Origin of the sequence: Streptococcus sciuri (assembly GCF_024814375.1) — a bacterium.
In the GTDB taxonomy this organism is placed as follows: domain Bacteria; phylum Bacillota; class Bacilli; order Lactobacillales; family Streptococcaceae; genus Streptococcus; species Streptococcus sciuri.
The window spans coordinates 307,432-323,975 of sequence record NZ_JANUXX010000001.1; the positions used below are offsets into that span (position 1 = coordinate 307,432).

General features: G+C 37.8%; 16 protein-coding genes and 1 pseudogene. 3 read left to right on the top strand and 14 right to left on the bottom strand.

Features of this window, described 5'->3' with window-relative positions; all coding sequences use genetic code 11:
* Position 1: 1 nt before the first annotated feature.
* From pstA to truB, 11 genes are all read right to left on the bottom strand, one after another.
* Positions 2 to 886 carry a phosphate ABC transporter permease PstA gene (gene pstA, locus NXS10_RS01500; protein ID WP_259136879.1) on the bottom strand — a complete coding sequence of 295 codons (885 nt, stop codon included), beginning with the start codon at positions 884 to 886 and terminating at the stop codon, positions 2 to 4.
* A complete protein-coding gene (gene pstC, locus NXS10_RS01505) occupies positions 876 to 1,793 on the bottom strand; it encodes a phosphate ABC transporter permease subunit PstC (RefSeq protein WP_259136881.1) in 918 nt (305 codons plus the stop codon). Before pstC ends, pstA begins: the two co-directional genes overlap by 11 nt.
* A 21-nt stretch (positions 1,794 to 1,814) precedes the next feature.
* The gene (locus NXS10_RS01510; protein WP_259136883.1) at positions 1,815 to 2,681 is read right to left on the bottom strand and encodes a phosphate ABC transporter substrate-binding protein PstS family protein; all 867 of its coding nucleotides are present in this window, start codon (positions 2,679 to 2,681) and stop codon (positions 1,815 to 1,817) included.
* A 155-nt stretch (positions 2,682 to 2,836) separates the two neighbouring features.
* A complete protein-coding gene (locus NXS10_RS01515) occupies positions 2,837 to 4,141 on the bottom strand; it encodes an RsmF rRNA methyltransferase first C-terminal domain-containing protein (protein WP_259136885.1) in 1,305 nt (434 codons plus the stop codon).
* A 93-nt stretch (positions 4,142 to 4,234) separates the two neighbouring features.
* A complete protein-coding gene (locus NXS10_RS01520) occupies positions 4,235 to 4,906 on the bottom strand; it encodes an LrgB family protein (protein WP_263008814.1) in 672 nt (223 codons plus the stop codon).
* Positions 4,907 to 4,932: 26 nt separating this feature from the next.
* On the bottom strand, positions 4,933 to 5,304 hold the full coding sequence (locus NXS10_RS01525; protein WP_259136888.1) for a CidA/LrgA family protein: 372 nt from the start codon (positions 5,302 to 5,304) through the stop codon (positions 4,933 to 4,935).
* Positions 5,305 to 5,376: 72 nt separating this feature from the next.
* A complete protein-coding gene (locus NXS10_RS01530) occupies positions 5,377 to 6,150 on the bottom strand; it encodes an inositol monophosphatase family protein (RefSeq protein ID WP_259136890.1) in 774 nt (257 codons plus the stop codon).
* Positions 6,140 to 6,418 (bottom strand): UPF0223 family protein, encoded by a 279-nt coding sequence (locus NXS10_RS01535; RefSeq protein ID WP_259136892.1) that lies wholly within the window; start codon positions 6,416 to 6,418, stop codon positions 6,140 to 6,142. The genes NXS10_RS01530 and NXS10_RS01535 overlap by 11 nt, the downstream gene beginning before the upstream one ends.
* Complete coding sequence (gene spx / locus NXS10_RS01540) at positions 6,411 to 6,824, bottom strand: transcriptional regulator Spx (protein ID WP_259136894.1); 414 nt, start codon at positions 6,822 to 6,824, stop codon at positions 6,411 to 6,413. The genes NXS10_RS01535 and spx overlap by 8 nt, the downstream gene beginning before the upstream one ends.
* Positions 6,825 to 6,867: 43 nt before the next feature.
* Positions 6,868 to 7,800: a bifunctional riboflavin kinase/FAD synthetase gene (locus NXS10_RS01545; RefSeq protein ID WP_259136896.1), complete on the bottom strand. Its 933-nt coding sequence runs from the start codon at positions 7,798 to 7,800 to the stop codon at positions 6,868 to 6,870.
* A gap of 12 nt (positions 7,801 to 7,812) precedes the next feature.
* Complete coding sequence (gene truB, locus NXS10_RS01550; protein WP_259136897.1) at positions 7,813 to 8,694, bottom strand: tRNA pseudouridine(55) synthase TruB; 882 nt, start codon at positions 8,692 to 8,694, stop codon at positions 7,813 to 7,815.
* Between the two features lie 605 nt (positions 8,695 to 9,299).
* On the opposite strand from truB, the gene NXS10_RS01555 reads away from it, so the two are divergent.
* From NXS10_RS01555 to NXS10_RS01565, 3 genes and pseudogenes are all read left to right on the top strand, one after another.
* Positions 9,300 to 9,650, top strand: coding sequence for a hypothetical protein (locus NXS10_RS01555; protein ID WP_259136899.1), 351 nt, complete (start codon positions 9,300 to 9,302; stop codon positions 9,648 to 9,650).
* A 140-nt stretch (positions 9,651 to 9,790) separates the two neighbouring features.
* A complete protein-coding gene (locus NXS10_RS01560) occupies positions 9,791 to 9,973 on the top strand; it encodes a hypothetical protein (RefSeq protein WP_259136901.1) in 183 nt (60 codons plus the stop codon).
* Between the two features lie 7 nt (positions 9,974 to 9,980).
* Positions 9,981 to 10,540, top strand: a pseudogene (locus NXS10_RS01565) (nucleotidyltransferase family protein).
* Positions 10,541 to 10,715: 175 nt separating this feature from the next.
* Here the strand turns inward: NXS10_RS01565 and pyk are convergent.
* The 3 genes from pyk to NXS10_RS01580 form a co-directional block, all read right to left on the bottom strand.
* Positions 10,716 to 12,218: a pyruvate kinase gene (gene pyk / locus NXS10_RS01570; RefSeq protein WP_259136903.1), complete on the bottom strand. Its 1,503-nt coding sequence runs from the start codon at positions 12,216 to 12,218 to the stop codon at positions 10,716 to 10,718.
* A gap of 60 nt (positions 12,219 to 12,278) precedes the next feature.
* Entirely contained in the window at positions 12,279 to 13,292 is a 1,014-nt protein-coding gene (gene pfkA / locus NXS10_RS01575) for a 6-phosphofructokinase (protein WP_259136905.1), read from the bottom strand.
* Positions 13,293 to 13,373: 81 nt separating this feature from the next.
* Positions 13,374 to 16,475, bottom strand: coding sequence for a DNA polymerase III subunit alpha (locus tag NXS10_RS01580; protein ID WP_259136907.1), 3,102 nt, complete (start codon positions 16,473 to 16,475; stop codon positions 13,374 to 13,376).
* Positions 16,476 to 16,544: the final 69 nt, after the last annotated feature.

Consider the following 16,544-nt stretch of genomic DNA (forward strand, 5'->3'; position numbering starts at 1 on the left):
TTTATGCAGATGTTAACTTGCTGTGTAATTTTTTTCCAAGAGTACGCGCTGATAAATTGAAAATCAAGATAACAACTAAAAGAACCGCAGCGCTTCCTGCAGAGACCTGTGTTGCATCTGGAATCGTTCCTTCGCTGTTAACTTTCCAAATATGAACAGATAAGGTTTCGGCTTGACGGAAAATTGAGATTGGGCTAGTCACACTAAGTGGATTCCAGTTTGACCAATCAAGAGCAGGTGCAGACTGACCAGCGGTGTAAATAAGTGCAGCTGCTTCACCAAAGATACGACCCGATGCCAACACAATACCTGTAACGATGCTTGGTAAAGCTTCAGGAACGACAACATGAAGAACTGTCTCCCAACGCGAAATGCCTAAAGCCAATCCTGCCTCACGTTGTGTATGATGGACATTGCGCAAGCTATCTTCCACACTGCGTGTCATTTGAGGTAGATTAAATACAGTAAGTGCTAGCGCTCCAGACACAATGGAAAATCCATACTCAAATTGCACAACAAAAATCAAATAACCAAACAGACCAACAACAACAGATGGAAGCGAGGATAGTATTTCAATACAAGTACGTATAAAATTAGTCATTCGTCCTTTTTTAGCATATTCTGACAGGTAAATCCCTGCTCCTAACGACAAAGGAATAGAAATAAGCAAAGTAATAACCAAAAGAAAGAAAGAATTATACAATTGAATACCAATCCCTCCTCCAGCTTGGTAAGAAGATGATTTTCCAGTTAGAAACTGCCAGGAAACGTGTGGCAATCCACGCACCAAAATGTAAATGAGTAAGGAAGCAAGAATAAGAACGATAATACTTGCAATTGTATAAAGTGTCGCTGTAGCTATTTTATCCCATTTTTTAGCGTTCATAGTTTTTCTTTTTCTCCTTAGTAATCCATTTTATCACTGTATTAAAAGCAAGACTCATTACCAAAAGGACAAGTGCCAACGACCAGAGAACGTTATTTTGAACAGTTCCCATAACGGTATTTCCAATTCCCATGGTAAGGATAGAAGTCAAAGTCGCAGCTGGTGTCGTTAGGGAGGTAGGGATAACCGCCGAATTGCCAACAACCATCTGAATAGCTAATGCTTCACCAAAGGCACGAGCCATTCCAAAAACAATCGCCGTAAAGATACCAGGACGTGCTGCATTCAAAATGACACGCCAAATGGTTTGCCAACGTGTAGCTCCCATAGCAAGACTAGCTTCCTTATAATGACGCGGAACAGCTTTTAGACTATCAACTGTCATAAATGTAACGGTTGGTAAAATCATAACAAAGAGGACAAACACTCCTGATAAGATACCAAAACCAGTACCTCCAAAAATCGAGCGTACAAAAGGAACAATGACTTGTAAACCAATAAAACCATAAACAACAGATGGGATACCAACCAAAAGTTCAACAGCTGGCTGCAATATCTTAGCTCCATACTTAGGAGAAATTTCTGTCATAAAAACAGCTGCACCAATGGCAAAGGGTGTTGCCACAATAGCAGAAAGGATAGTCACAATAAATGATCCTAAAATCATCGGAGCAGCGCCAAACAATTTGATACTTGGATTCCACGTACCGCTAAATAGAAATTCGAAAATATTAACTTTATCCGCAAAGAAAGTTGACAATCCCTTTTGCGCAATAAATACTAATATCATCATAACGATAAAGACGATAAGCCCCAAGCAAAGAAAAGTAATCATTTTTCCGAACTTTTCTAACCGTGAGTTTTTTGAGGGGGTGGTTAATTGTTTGACCAATTCTTTATTTTCCATTTTCTCTTTCCAATCTGAAAATCATTTAGCTGTAACATTCCCATCAGCATCCTTCGTAACTTTCATATCGTTGATAGAAATATATCCCATACTTTTAACGATATGATTTTGAACTTCATCACTTAGCATAAAATCGATGAACTCTTTAGTTATTCCTTTTGCTACACCTTTGGTATACATGTGCTCATAAGACCATAAAATCCATTTATTGGTTGCAACATTGGAAGAGGTTGGCCCATAACCATTTAACTTGAGCGTCTTTACAGAGTCATCAACATAGGCAAAGGCGAGATAAGAAATTGCTCCAGGTGTTTGTGAGACAATTGACTTGACCATTCCATTTGAATCTTGCTCTTGACTACGAATAGCACTATGACCATCCATAATCGTCAGATCAAACGTTGCACGTGAACCAGAACTTGTAGCACGATTGATAATAGAAATCTCTAAATCCTGTCCACCTAACTCTTTCCAATTGGTCACCTTTCCTGTGAAAATATCACGCAATTGCTTAGTTGTTAAATTATCAACTTTCACCTGACTATTAACGATAACAGCAAGACCTGCTACTGCCACTTGATAATCTTTGAGAATCTTTGCATCAATTCCCTCTTTTTCTTGGGCAAAAACATCACTGTTTCCGATTTGAACAGCTCCCGACTGAACTTGAGAAAGACCCGTTCCTGAACCACCACCTTGGACATTAATAGTTTTACCGACATGCTGCACAGCAAATTCTTCCGCAGCTGCTTCAACTAGCGGTTGCAAAGCAGTTGAACCAACACTATTTATGGATTGTCCTTTCTCAATCCACTTTGCACAAGCACTAAGTGATAAAACGGATAAAACCACTAAAGTTAGTGTCAAAATCCTGTGTCTTTTTTTCATAAACACCAATCCTGTTCTAAGTTAAAATCACATATACTATCTCCGAAGAGATAAGCGAAGATATACTCCTTCCAGTATCTTCTCATTCAATATATCATAAGAAAACTAACTTGCCTAGCCATCTTTTGAAAGATTGTATTCAATAACAGTTAAATTTAAAACCGTAACCCTTTTGGATAAAAATTTTTGAGTGTGTCAGCCGTTACTTTAGCAAAACCCAAGCCGTTTCCTTGACACAAGACTTGATACCAGCCATTTGGAACAGACTTATTCAGTTTGACCACGTTCCCTGATACATAGGTAACAAACTGTTCTATATCAATTTCAATTGTATGACGAACTTCATCTGATGATAAGGCAACTCCAAGAGCAAAAGAAGGTTCAAAGCGTCCTTTCTTAAACACTCCCAAATGAAGACCATTGCGGATAATCTTAACGTTTTTTAAATCAGGTAACTCCTCTGGTAATAAATACAACTGATTGCCAAATACCTGTAGTATACCTTTCAAAGACTGATTGAGATACTTTTTCGTAAAGTCTTGCCAGTATATTTGTTGTTGTCTTGTGAGGTTACTTTTAGCAGTCTTAAAAGATACAACCTTTTTTGAGCGTGTATCTCGTAAGCTTGCTACAAACTGTCCTTCGCCTCTAAAATGGTGAGGATACATCCGTGCCACTTCTGATATATCAATCCCTGCAACCATGCCATTTATCTTAGGTATATCAACTAACTCTAAATAAGGGTAAGTTTCTAATAACCACTTAACAACATCTTCATTCTCTTCTGGTGACCAAGTACAAGTTGAGTAAATGAGCTTACCCCCGATAGCTAGCATTTTTAGCGCTTCTTGCAAGATTTCTTTTTGGAGAGCAGCGCATTCGCTAGGATAACCACGATGCCAATACTGTATAGCTGCCGGATCTTTTCGAAACATTCCCTCACCCGAGCAAGGACCATCAAAAACAATCATATCAAAATAACCTGAAAATACTTTTGCTAAACGATGAGAAGATTCATTGGTCACAATAGTATTTCGAGCACCAAAGCGCTCAATGTTCTCCGCTAATATCTTGCTACGCTTGGTTGAGATATCGTTACTCACCAGGATACCTGTATTGTCCAGATAAGAAAGCAAATGTGTAGACTTTCCCCCAGGCGCTGCTGACAAGTCTAGTATCCGCATGCCCTTTTGTGGACTAGCGACCTGTGCCACCATTTGCGCAGCGGGTTCCTGAGAATAGATAAGACCCGTTGTGTGAGCCACCGATTTCCCAGAAATTTTGCCATAATAGCCCCACGGAGTCTGGGGAATAGGGTGCTCAAAGGTGACCTGTGCTTTTTTTAAAGGATTTGTTCGAAAAGCAGCTACCGCTTCATCGTCAAAACTCGCAAAAAAAGCCGATGCTTCATCACCAAGCAATTTTTTATATTTTTTGATAAAATCTACTGGTAAATGCATAGCTCCATTATACTACAAAAATTCCTTTTTGTGGACGTTATTTTCTCTATCCTAATATTATCTAAAACGTCTGTTAAAAACCTAACAGACGTTTTAAGTCAAAACTAATTGTGCAATAATCGGACTAATAATCACGTACATAATACCGGTGATACCGATAGCCAGTCCTGCCATCGCACCTTCGATATAACCGTATTTAAAAGCCGTACCCGTTCCAATAGCATGACCTGTACCACCTAAAGCTAAACCGATGGCAACAGGATCATCAATTCTAAATAACTTGAGTAACGTTGGACCAAAAACACTCGTTAAAATCCCAGTGATTACAACCACAACTAAGGTCACTGTCATAATTCCACTCATCTTATCCGTAATACCAATAGCCATCGCTGTTGTGACTGATTTAGGAAATAAAGAAATAGCAAGAAAATACTTCATTCCAAAAAATTTTGCTACCAAGGCAGTGTATACGGTATTGATAAGCGTTGCTATTGTAATACTTATCAAAATACTTTTAAAATGATGTCGCATCAAATGAAACGAACGATATAAAGGAATTCCCAGTGCTACTGTCGATGGAACAATCAACATGTTTAGATAAGCTCCACCAATATAATAATCATGATATGAGATATGCGTTGCTTTCAAAAAGGTAATAAGTACAATCGTCGCTACCAATAATGGCGTAGTCAGAGGATGGGGAAATCGTCTAAATACTAAAAGCCCCAATAAATAACTCATAATAGATAACATAATCCCAAACATAGGATTGACTGTAAGACTGCTCACGACTAGCCCTCTCTATCTGTATAATCGCCTTCGTAGCGTCTCTTAATAACTTGCACAACAAAACCTATCGTTACAATATTTATCACAATAGCACCCAAAGTAATCACAACAATACCAAGAAGATTAGGGGCAATCACATCAAACTTATCCATAACTCCAACAGCTGCTGGCAAAAATAAAATCGTCATATTACTCAGTAAAAACTGTCCAACATCATAGATATGGCGCAATCTAATGATTTTAAACTGCAAAGCCAGAAAAAGTAAAACGAGACCAATGATACTTCCTGGCACAGGCAATGAAAAAGCAACCGATAGACACTCTCCCAACATTGAAAAAATTAAAATATACATCAACTGAACATATAGCCTCACAAGAATGCTCCTTACATTTGATACCTCCAGTTTACTACTTATTTTCATTTTTTCAAGAGAATTTCAAAATTTTCATTGACTTTCATGATCCCTCATCGCTTTGGTGATGAGGGGAAGTTTTATTTTTGGAACAAACATGACCTTTTGACGATGGGTAAAATCAGGTTCGTTACCATCCAATGTCAAAAGAACATAGCCCAGTTTATCACCCAATATTTTAGCGGCAGCGTAATCCCATGGTTGCAAATACGAAAAGTAAGCTAACAACTTTCCAGTAAGAACATGCCCCATACTAATACCAGCTCCACCATAAATACGCAACCCTAAACTCTGCTGGATAAAATCACGAATACCATGATCATTCTGAGCATACATGCCACTATTTGCACCAATCAAACTTCTAGAAAGTGGTCTATCTTGATAAGCACAAAGCCGTTCGTCGTTCATATACACATCAAATAATCCTCCACCATGAAAAAGTCTATCATTGATGATATCATAGATAAAACCAAACTGTCCCTGACCTCCCTCATAATAAGCCAGCAAAATAGCAAAATAATCTCTCTGCACGATAAAATTGATTGTTCCATCAATCGGATCTAGCACCCAAACATTCCCCTCTTTCACCGAGTGGCGAAGATTATTTTCCTCTGCTAGGATAGCATCTTTGGGGTAATTTTTGCGAATTTCGGCAACGATAAAATCTTGAACCTCTTTATCTAGTGATGTCACTAAGTCATCGAATCGATCTTTTTCCTCAATGACAAACTCATCAGACAAACGTTGTAAAATCATCTGCCCTGCTTTCTTGATCAATCGTTTTGCAAACTCAAATTTACTTTTCAAGAGAAATCATTCCTTCTTCTTTTTCTTTAGCTGCTTGGACTACCCGATAGGTAGAATAACCACTACTTTTTTTAAAGTTACGATCGATTTGCTTTTCTTGAGCTTTACTTTTAACAATTTGTTTAAAGTTTATATAACTTTTCAACACTTCTTGCGCTTGTACTTTACTTTCATAAGCTTTTTCCACTTGATTTAAAAAAGTAAGTACTGTTGCAACCTCAGAAGTGCTCCACGACAAATCAATAGGATACGCATAATTATTATTCATTTGTTCCCTCGATTTCTGCCCTTAAAGTCGCCTCTTGCAACTCCTGTATACGATAATCCCTAGGCAAAAAGGCTCTAATTTCATCTTCATTAAAGCCAATCTGCATCCTTTTGTTATCTAAAATAATGGGACGACGCAAAAGACTCGGAGTGGTAGACACAAGGTCAATCAAATCAGAAACTGATAAATTATCTACATCAATATCTAGTCTTTGAAAAACTTTTGAACGCGTTGAAATAATATCTTCTGTACCATTTTCTGTGAGTGACAAAATGGACAGCAACTCTTCTTTAGATAGAGGGCTTGTCACAATATTATGTTCCTTGAACTCAAGATGATGTTTATTAAGCCAAGCACGCGCTTTGCGGCAACTCGTACAACTAGGAGATAGAAATAAGGTAATCATGAAAGCTCCTCTTAATTTTACTCTAATAAGATTATACACAATTTTACATTTTTTGACTATTCTTTTTCCAATTTAACACAAATTCTCTATCTTTTTCGAGCTGAAAAACTAATTCATCAATACCTGAAAATTGAATCATATCCCTAATTTTATCCATCCAGATAATCTCTATCGTCTCTCCGTAAATCTCTTCTGAAAAATCAAAAAGATGAGCTTCTAATCTTAATTCTGTTCCTCCAAAAGTAATATTTTTTCCGATACTAGTCATAGCGTCATAGTCTTTTCCTGCAAAGTGAACTTTAGTCACATAAACACCATCAGCTGGTAAAAAAGTCCTATCAATAGGAGCTAGATTGGCTGTTGGAAAACCAATCGTACGCCCTCTAGCATCGCCATGCACAACAATACCACGTGTCGAAAAAGGGTAACCTAAAAGTGCATTTGCTTGTGCAATTTGACCCTTTAAAATGAGTTTCCTAATGCGACTCGAACTAATTTTTTCTCCGTCTTCTGATACTTGAGAAAGGGTATACACCTCACCTTCAAAGTGTCTAGCAAGATAAGCGCTATCGGTACGATCATAGCCAAATTTATAATCAAATCCGACAACAACAGCCTTAGCATTCACTCCTTTTATAAAATGCTTAATAAAATCATCAGATGAGATATGGGAAAAAGCAGTGGTGAAATCTGTCAGATACAGTGTATCCACACCATATTCCGCAAACTTATCATAGCGTCTTTGGGGATATGTTAAATGCTTTAGTAAATCAGGGTGATACTTATCAAAAGTTAGCTGCGGGTTTTCCTTAAATGTCAATACAACAATCCGAAGTTGTTCTTTTTGTGCAATTTCCCTTGCTTTATCAAATAAAGCCTTATGCCCTCTATGAAGACCATCAAAATAACCAAGCACAAGAACAGACTCATTTTTATCATCCAACTGACTATAGTGCGTAATGTTATAAATTTCCATCGTTGCTCATTTCTACATCAATACTTTTCTAGGTTTATACTGCGCTCCTCGTCGCTCTAAAATAGCAATGACCTTTCCTTCATAAAAACCAGCTAACAAGTCTTCTTTTTCAGAAAGAAAAAGAGTCCGACCAAACGATACATCTTCTTTTTGCGCTTGATTCAGCTCACATTGCGGAAGGTCACAGACACCATACTCTATAGGTAATAAAAAGCTATTATCGTTTTGCTCAATTTTATCCGCTATTTGATCAAGTGTTAGAGCATCCTTTAGTTGTAAACCGGCTGAAGCAGTTCGTATAAGTTGAGACATGTGACTACTATACCCTAGCTTTACTCCTAAATCTACTGCCAAAGTTCTAACATAAGTCCCTTTGCCACAAGCTACTCGGAAATTAAATCGACAACATTCCTCATCAAATACTAAGGAACTTGTGCGGATAAAGTCATAAATAGTCACTTGACGCTCTGGGCGTTCAACAACTTGACCAGTGCGTGCATACTCATACAATTTTTTTCCATTGACCTTAACAGCTGAATACATAGGAGGAATCTGCGTGATACTTCCGATAAAAGACGCCATTGCTTCATCTACTTCTGCCTCTGAGAGTTCCAGCGAAACAGGAGTTTTCTTAACAAGTTCGCCACTGCTGTCTTCTGTGGTGGTTGAAAATCCAAGCGTCACTTGTCCTTCATAAACTTTTCCACTGTCTGTCATATATTCTAAAACACGTGTTGCCTTGCCGACAGCAATTGGTAAGACCCCTACTACATCAGGATCAAGCGTTCCACCATGACCAATCTTTTTTTCTTTCAACAAGCGGCGCAGATGAGATACCGCATCGTGTGATGTCATTCCCGCTTCTTTTTTTAAATTGATAATACCTGTAATCATAGTACTATTATAACATATATCCCTCAGTAATTCATACCCTCTACACTTGGCTATAGAAAAGTTGTAAGATGTGATGAAAAAAGTACATTTCAGCGCTTGCAAGTCTTTACACAGTAAAGGCAGGCATAAAGCAAAAAAGCAAGTTTAGCAAATATGAACGTAAAAAGGGGTGTTAAGGCAATGAGGACAATATTTTATAATTTGTTTCTGACTATTATTGTGCTACTATTGTTTGATAATAAAGACGGTAAAAAGTAACATAAAAATCACAACAAAAAAACAGTGAAAAATTCAAATTTATCCGACTTGATTAGCGCATTAGAAATAGGACTAGGTTCAGCCCTTAGCGGTATAGTCCAGCTAATCAAAGCAACAAAAAAGAACCTGAAATAAAATGCTAGAAAGAACTTAAAAATACCCTTATTCTTTATTGAAAAACTTGTTTTATAGACTAGATGATTGTATAATAAGATTGTAATATTATAAAAGGCTTATCATTTTTTAGAAAACGTGATTTAATAGGTAAACATTCTAAAAAGAGTCGGATTAGTTTGTTTGAACTGTTACTTTATATACTCTTAAAGCATTAGAGGGGGAGTAAGACGATGCCTAAAAAACAACAGAAATTAGATGACTTACCGCGTTCCTATTATCATATGAAAGCCGAAATTATAGCCATGTTAGAAAGCTGGGATACAACATACAACCGCTATGAAGTAGATACGTTTTTCATTACCAAAAGAACAGGCATCGGCTCTTTTACCATCCATAGCCTTAGAGTAGGTAGAGCCAAAATTGAAAACATGACTTTTAAAAACGCTATGCGCTTGTACAATTTTGCTAAATATTGCCGAAATAAAGGGCTATTTACCGCCCAAGTACGCATGAAGCTAGGAGCAGAGCGCCCAGCTATATCAGCAAAAAAAAGAAAACGTAAGACTATAGATAAGGAGTAACACCATGGGAACATTAGCCGCTTTTGTCGTTATCTGCTTTTGTGTAGGTTTATTTGCCTTTTTTCTCTTGACCTTTATCCAAACTGTACTCCTGTTATGGGATATTATCAGAGACATTCTTAATTCTTAGGAGGTATGATATGGGAAGTCTTATTCTCTTTTTTCTAGGTTCAGGCGAAATTATTCTCTTCCTTGTCCTTTTAGGCTTTTTTACCATCTTTTGGATAGTAGTCAAAATCACCAAGGCTATTTATACCATTATAGAAGACTATAGATTAGAAAAGGAAGATAGAAAAGCCAAAAAAGATGGGTTGCCTTGGTGATAAAGATATGATTGAGAAAGTAGAACGCTTAGTAGTGGAATCAACAAGATGCATAAGCAATATTCAAAAGATTATTTTGAAACAGACAAAGTCACAAAAGTTAATCTTTCAAAAACCTTTAACAAAGTCCTAACAGAATACATTCTACATTACCGTCTGAACCTACACGAATCTGTCAACGAATATCTTTATCAAGCAGATGTCAAAGATATTCCCTTTTACTATCGAGTCAAGATCTCAGAAAGTATCTTAGACAAAATAGATTGCTATAAAAAAAAGGAGACAAGATATCCTTTCAATAATATTATATTCTTAACGATATTTTTGGTGCTAGAGTGATACTAGATCCGATGACATCATTGCTATACTAAAACGCCTAGGCAAGCGGAAAGATAACTATAAACTTAAAATTGGTACTTACGAGATGTCAAAGGATATATTGGTGTCCACGTTTATTTTCAAAGCAACTTCTACTATCCATGGGAGTTGCAAATAGGGAACGAAAAGGAGGCTTCACAAAACATCAAAAGCCACAGACTCTACAAACGGCGATTCGCTCAAAAATAGATAACAAAGCTCAGATACTTTATCTGGGCTTTGTTACTTGTCTTTATATTATAATCAGCGTAGACTAATGAAATAACCTTTTTCAACTAATCAAGTAGCTAAAATTCTAAATAATAAAGGTTACTTAAAAACAAAAAAAACGTTGTAAAATCAACGTTTTTTTTGTTTCATTGTTTTATTTAACTGTGCGAATACGCATTGTGTTAGTACCGCCTGAACCAACTGGAACACCAGCTACGATAACAATATTATCTCCAGATTGCACCAAACCTGTCTGAAGAGCTACACGTTCAGCTACTTCAAACATATCATCAGTTGAAGAAGGCTTTTCAGTCACCACTGGGATAACCCCCCAGTTAAGCATCAATGAACGTTGTGTCAATTCATCAAACGTAACAGCTAGGATGTCTGTATCAGGACGATATTTTGAAATCAAGCGAGCGGTATTTCCTGATTCTGTCAAGGCAACAACCAATTTGATATCCATTGAATTCGTTGCATCTTTGACAGCTGAAGCAACTACCTCAGTCTTAGTTGTACGACTGAATTTAGTTGAATCAAGACGACCATATTCATTAAGAAGTGTTTGAGCATTTTTATCAATAGTTGCCATTGTTGTTACTGACTCAAGTGGGTATTTACCGTTTGCAGATTCACCTGATAGCATCGTTGCGTCAGTACCATCGATAACAGCGTTAAAGACATCAGAGACTTCTGAACGAGTTGCACGTGGTTTATCGGTCATTGTTTCAAGCATATTTGTTGCTGTGATAACAACCTTACCTGCAGCATTGACTTTATCAATAATAATTTTTTGATAAACTGGAACCATTTCAAACGGTACTTCAATACCCATATCACCACGAGCAATCATGATACCATCAGCTGCTTCGATGATTTCATCAAGGTTATCAATACCTTGTTGGTTTTCGATTTTAGCAAATAATTTTACGTGTCCGTTACCGGTTTCTTCACAGATAGCACGAACCTCATTGACATCTTTAGCTGTACGAACAAATGAAATAGCGATAAAGTTCAAACCTTTTTCAAGACCAAAACGAATGTCCGCATTATCACGATCAGCAAGTGCAGGGAATGGAATTTTAGTATTAGGAATATTAACACCCTTTTGTTTAGCGATAATACCGTCGTTTTGCACCTCAACTACAAATTCACGAGTAGCAGTATCTTTTGAAAGAACTGTAAGACCAAGCTTTCCATCGTCAACAAGGATAGTTTGTCCTTCTGCCACATCGTCAAAAATATCAAGACCACCAGCAACATTCAAAGCAATAACATCTCTAGTTGATTTGATACCTTGTTTTGTTGCAACACGAAGTTTATCACCTGTCTTGTAAGAGTATTCTTTGGCATCACCCTCAAACAACTCTGTACGCATTTCAGGTCCCTTGGTGTCTAGCAAATAACCAACACGTTTTCCAGCGATTTCTTCAGCACGTCGTACAGTTGCCATACGTTCGCCCTGCTCAGCGTGATCACCATGTGAGAAATTAAAACGGAAAGCGTTAGCCCCTGCTTCAATCAACTTAGCGATATTTTGTGCTGAAGCTTCAACATCCAATTTTTCACCCCAGTAACCATCTTCGCCGAATTTTTTCCCACCGCGAAATTCTACCGCAGGACCAAGTGTTGCAACAATTTTTACACGTTTATTCATGATAAATATGAACTCCCTCTATTATGTGTTATTTAATAACGTATGTAAGATAGTAATGTTTTAGTGTGCTAAATCGCGATTAAGAGTCGCATAGTCAAGGCGTGCTTTGTGTGGCGTATTAACTTTGATTTTACCATCATCTGTAATACTAAACAAAGCCCCTTCTTCTTTTGTTCCTAAAATAGGACTTTCAACAAGCTCCTCGTTATGAATACCGACAGCTAAACCACCACGCCCTTCTTTGAGCAATTCTACTGCGTGTGCTCCCATCCAAGATGCTAACACACGATCGCGAGCTGTAGGCGTTCCACCACGAAGAATATGACCAAGGTTTGTCACACGAAGATCGCTTGTATCGCCTGCTTCTTTCATTTTTGCTGCGAATTCTTCACCGCTCATGACACCTTCAGCAAGCACGATAAGATGATGTGATTTTCCTTTATTTTCATAACCGTCACGCACATTAGCAACGACAGCATTCATGTCAAAATCTTCTTCTGGGATAATAATTTGATCTGCACCAGCAGCGATACCAGACCATAACGCAATATCACCAGCATTACGTCCCATCACTTCGACAACAAAAGTACGATGGTGACTTGCAGATGTATCACGGATTTTATCCAAGGCTTCTGTAGCTGTCTGAACAGCGGTATCAAAACCAATTGTATAATCTGTTCCGACAATATCGTTGTCAATAGTTCCTGGAAGTCCTACCGCAGGAAAACCATGCTCTGTCAAGCGCATCGCACCATGGTAAGAGCCATCTCCACCAATAACAACGACACCTTCAATACCGTGCTTTTTCAATTGCTCGATACCAGCTAGTTGCCCTTCTAGTTGAGCAAACTCTGGATAACGTGCTGAGCGCAAAAAAGTCCCACCATGTGAAAGCGTGTTGGATACACTGCGTGCATCTAAGGGAAAGATGTCTCCGTCAACCATACCGGCGTACCCTCGGTTGATGCCATAAACTTCCATTCCCTCAGAAATTGCTTTACGAACAACTGCTCGAATAGCAGCGTTCATCCCAGGAGCGTCACCGCCACTGGTCAATACAGCAATACGTTTCATTTTGCTTGATACTCCTTTAAATGTTTTAACATTCTTATTATAGCACATGCGACAAAAAATGGAGAAGTTTATATCATTTTTTTATCGAAAAACCGTTTTCAAGACAAATTCATGCAACTCTTCTTCCAAAGAAAACGTTTTTTCAACCATGTGATGTTGACTCCTCAATGTCTCTTTACTCTCTTGGTAATGAATGATTACAGGAATATTACCAGGATATTTTTTTAAAATATCTGCAATCGTCTGATCATAATCATGATTTTCAAGTAAAATCCACAGATGCTCATTTATCACTTCTTCTGCTATTTCTAATAGCATTTGCAAACGATTATTGCGTTCGTTGATTTTACCTGTGAGATAGTAGTAACCTCCTTCATGTAAATGTTCTTTATATTTGGTATAGACTTCTGGAAAAACAGTGACATCTAACTTTTTATTTGTATCTGTCACGCTTAAAAATGCCATTTGTTTCCCAGTTGACTTGGTACGAATAATCTTAATGCGCTCAATTTGAACAAGAATAGTTGCTCGAGCGGTTATCTCTAAATACGATAAATCCGTATAGGAATGTATAGCTTGTTTGGCTAAAACTTTTAGTGGATGTGGGCTGATACCCACTCCTAAAATCTTTTGCTCCAGCTGATATTTCTCAGCAACAGTATAGTCTTCACTGTCTTGCCAATTATAGGAAGATTCTGCAAAAAGACTTCCTAGTTGATTGACAAAAACAAGTAGACTGTCTAGGTTATTCCAAACTTTTTTGCGATTTGATTCAAAACTATCAAACAAACCAATGGCCACAAGAGGCTCAATCAACTCTTTTTTGCGGAAACGCTCAGGTAAACGAATAAGAAAATCTTCAATACTCTTAAAAGAGCGATTGTCATGAATCCAATCAGCTAATTCTCTTGGAAAACCTTTAATATTAACTAAGCCTAAGGAAATTTTCTTATCCTTAACTTCGTCTCTGTAAGGGATAGTATTAATAGATAACGTAACCAATTGATAGCCTGCTTCTAGAGCATCTGTGATGTAATCTGTATTTGAATCATTCAACATGACACTATAAAAAGCATCTGGATAATGAACTTTGAAATAAGCAATCTGAAAAGCAAGAGCACAGTACGCATAAGCATGACTACGATTAAAACCATAACCTGCAAATTTAGCCATACGTTCAAAAATCTGCTCTGCCGCTTCACGTCGATGTCCAAAAGCTACAGCTCCTTTGATGAAATCGTCACTCATTTTCTGCATCTCATCTGCTTTTTTCTTGGACATAGCCCTACGCAACAAATCAGCTTTACCTAATGTAAAACCTGCATAGACTTGAGCAATTTGCATAACCTGTTCTTGATAAAGCATAATACCATACGTTGGCTCTAAGATAGAAGCAATAGCAGGATCAAGAAGGTCTACTTTTTCCCGTTTGAAGCGTCTATTGATAAAATTATCAATATAATCACTAGCGCCAGGGCGATTTAGACTTGTCGTTGCGACAATATCCTCAAAACAATTTGGTTTTACACGCTTTAAAAGACTGATAGCACCCGCCTGTTCAAATTGAAAAATACCTTTCGTTCGACCGCTGGCAAATAACGTTAATGTCTCTTTGTCTTCTAGGTCAATGCTGGCAATATCAATAGTCACACCGTAATCAGCTAGAACCTTTTCCTTCATTTTTTGGACAAAGGTCAAATTACGTAATCCCAAAAAGTCCATCTTGAGTAGACCATTTGCCTCAACGGCACCAGCATCGTACTGCGTAATCATCATATCATCACCACTCTTGAGCGGAATATGATCGGTCAGGTCGTCATCGATCATCACCACACCAGCGGCGTGAATGGAAGTCTGACGAGGATTACCTTCGATGCGCTTTGCAATCTCAAAAGCTTTTTTATATTCTGGACGCTTAGTGATTAGTTGGCGAAAGGAAAGATTTCTTCCGTAAACGGTACTCAGAGTATCTCGAAAACCTATTTTTCGAGTGAGGTTGGTCAAATCATACTCAGGCATCCCAAAACGTTTAAACACATCACGAATAGCTTGCTTTGCACCAAATGTTGAAAAAGTGACAATTTGTGCTGTATGATTGCTCCCATAGCGTTCACGAACATAGTGAAGAAATTGACCACGGTAAATATCTGGTAAATCAATATCAATATCAGGCATACTGAAACGTTCTTCATTTAAGAAACGTTCAAAAAGCAACTTATTTCTAATAGGATCAACGCCTGTAATATCTAGAGCATAGGCGACCAAACTGCCAGCTGCAGATCCACGCCCCATTCCCATATAATAACCACGACTACGACCAAAGCGCAATAAATCCCAGACAATCAAAAAATAATCATCAAATCCCATGCGGTGGATAATAGCTAACTCGTTGTAAAGGCGGTCTTGATATGATTTTGTCCAAAGGTTTTTCTTTTTGAGTCCTTCCTCTGTCCTCTGGCGCAACTCTCTGCTCGCAGGCACTTGCGGATTAAATATAGGCAGTTTCAATTGATTATCAAAAGTATAGTTGATGTTTTTCACAAGACTCTCTAAGTTCGTGAGTGCTTGCGGATGTGAACTTAGAAACATCTCTTCGACCACATGAATAGGTAAAAACAATTCTTCTTGAGTAATAGTGGGTATTTCTCGAAGCGAAACATTAGCCTTTATTGCACGAAGTACTTGCAAACTTTCACGGTCACTGCTAGCAAAATAACGAACAGTCATCACAGCAATGGTGGGTCTATCATAAACTTTTTGGGGCGACTTAGGCGACACTCCCCAAAAAAAGTCAACCCCTAATTCTAATCCTTCCAAATCCTCTTGATAAGGTACAACCACCGCCAATCCCACTTGATACTCTATAATATCCTGACTTTTCACACCAGTAGTCATTGCTTTTGTAGCTAACTTCATCAAATGACGATAACCCACACTATCAAGCGCTATCAACTGAACTCTAATCTCTATTTTATCCAGTTTTAACTTTAATTCAGCACCAATTACCGGTTTTAACCCCGCTTTTTGTACCTTTTTGGCAAAATGATAGGCAGCATACATATTGTCATCCATGATACCAATCATTTGATAACCAAGCTCTTTTGCTCTTGAAATATAATGGTCAAGATCTATCAAACTATCCATAAAGGAGTAAACAGTTTTTGTATTTAGCTGCGCAAACATGACGACCTCCAAAACATAATGCTTTTTCTTTTACTATTATACTAAATTTTGTACTCACTTAAAACTTTA

Coding starts and splice junctions, on each gene's coding strand:
- NXS10_RS01515 (WP_259136885.1), bottom strand. CDS start 4,141: ATGCATTTACCAGTAGATTTTATCAAAAAATATAAAAAATTGCTTGGT.
- truB (WP_259136897.1), bottom strand. CDS start 8,694: ATGATTACAGGTATTATCAATTTAAAAAAAGAAGCGGGAATGACATCA.
- pyk (WP_259136903.1), bottom strand. CDS start 12,218: ATGAATAAACGTGTAAAAATTGTTGCAACACTTGGTCCTGCGGTAGAA.
- spx (WP_259136894.1), bottom strand. CDS start 6,824: ATGATTACCTTATTTCTATCTCCTAGTTGTACGAGTTGCCGCAAAGCG.
- NXS10_RS01535 (WP_259136892.1), bottom strand. CDS start 6,418: ATGAATAATAATTATGCGTATCCTATTGATTTGTCGTGGAGCACTTCT.
- NXS10_RS01510 (WP_259136883.1), bottom strand. CDS start 2,681: ATGAAAAAAAGACACAGGATTTTGACACTAACTTTAGTGGTTTTATCC.
- NXS10_RS01520 (WP_263008814.1), bottom strand. CDS start 4,906: ATGTTTGGGATTATGTTATCTATTATGAGTTATTTATTGGGGCTTTTA.
- pstC (WP_259136881.1), bottom strand. CDS start 1,793: ATGGAAAATAAAGAATTGGTCAAACAATTAACCACCCCCTCAAAAAAC.
- NXS10_RS01580 (WP_259136907.1), bottom strand. CDS start 16,475: ATGTTTGCGCAGCTAAATACAAAAACTGTTTACTCCTTTATGGATAGT.
- NXS10_RS01545 (WP_259136896.1), bottom strand. CDS start 7,800: ATGGAAATTTATAACATTACGCACTATAGTCAGTTGGATGATAAAAAT.
- NXS10_RS01555 (WP_259136899.1), top strand. CDS start 9,300: ATGCCTAAAAAACAACAGAAATTAGATGACTTACCGCGTTCCTATTAT.
- NXS10_RS01560 (WP_259136901.1), top strand. CDS start 9,791: ATGGGAAGTCTTATTCTCTTTTTTCTAGGTTCAGGCGAAATTATTCTC.
- pstA (WP_259136879.1), bottom strand. CDS start 886: ATGAACGCTAAAAAATGGGATAAAATAGCTACAGCGACACTTTATACA.
- pfkA (WP_259136905.1), bottom strand. CDS start 13,292: ATGAAACGTATTGCTGTATTGACCAGTGGCGGTGACGCTCCTGGGATG.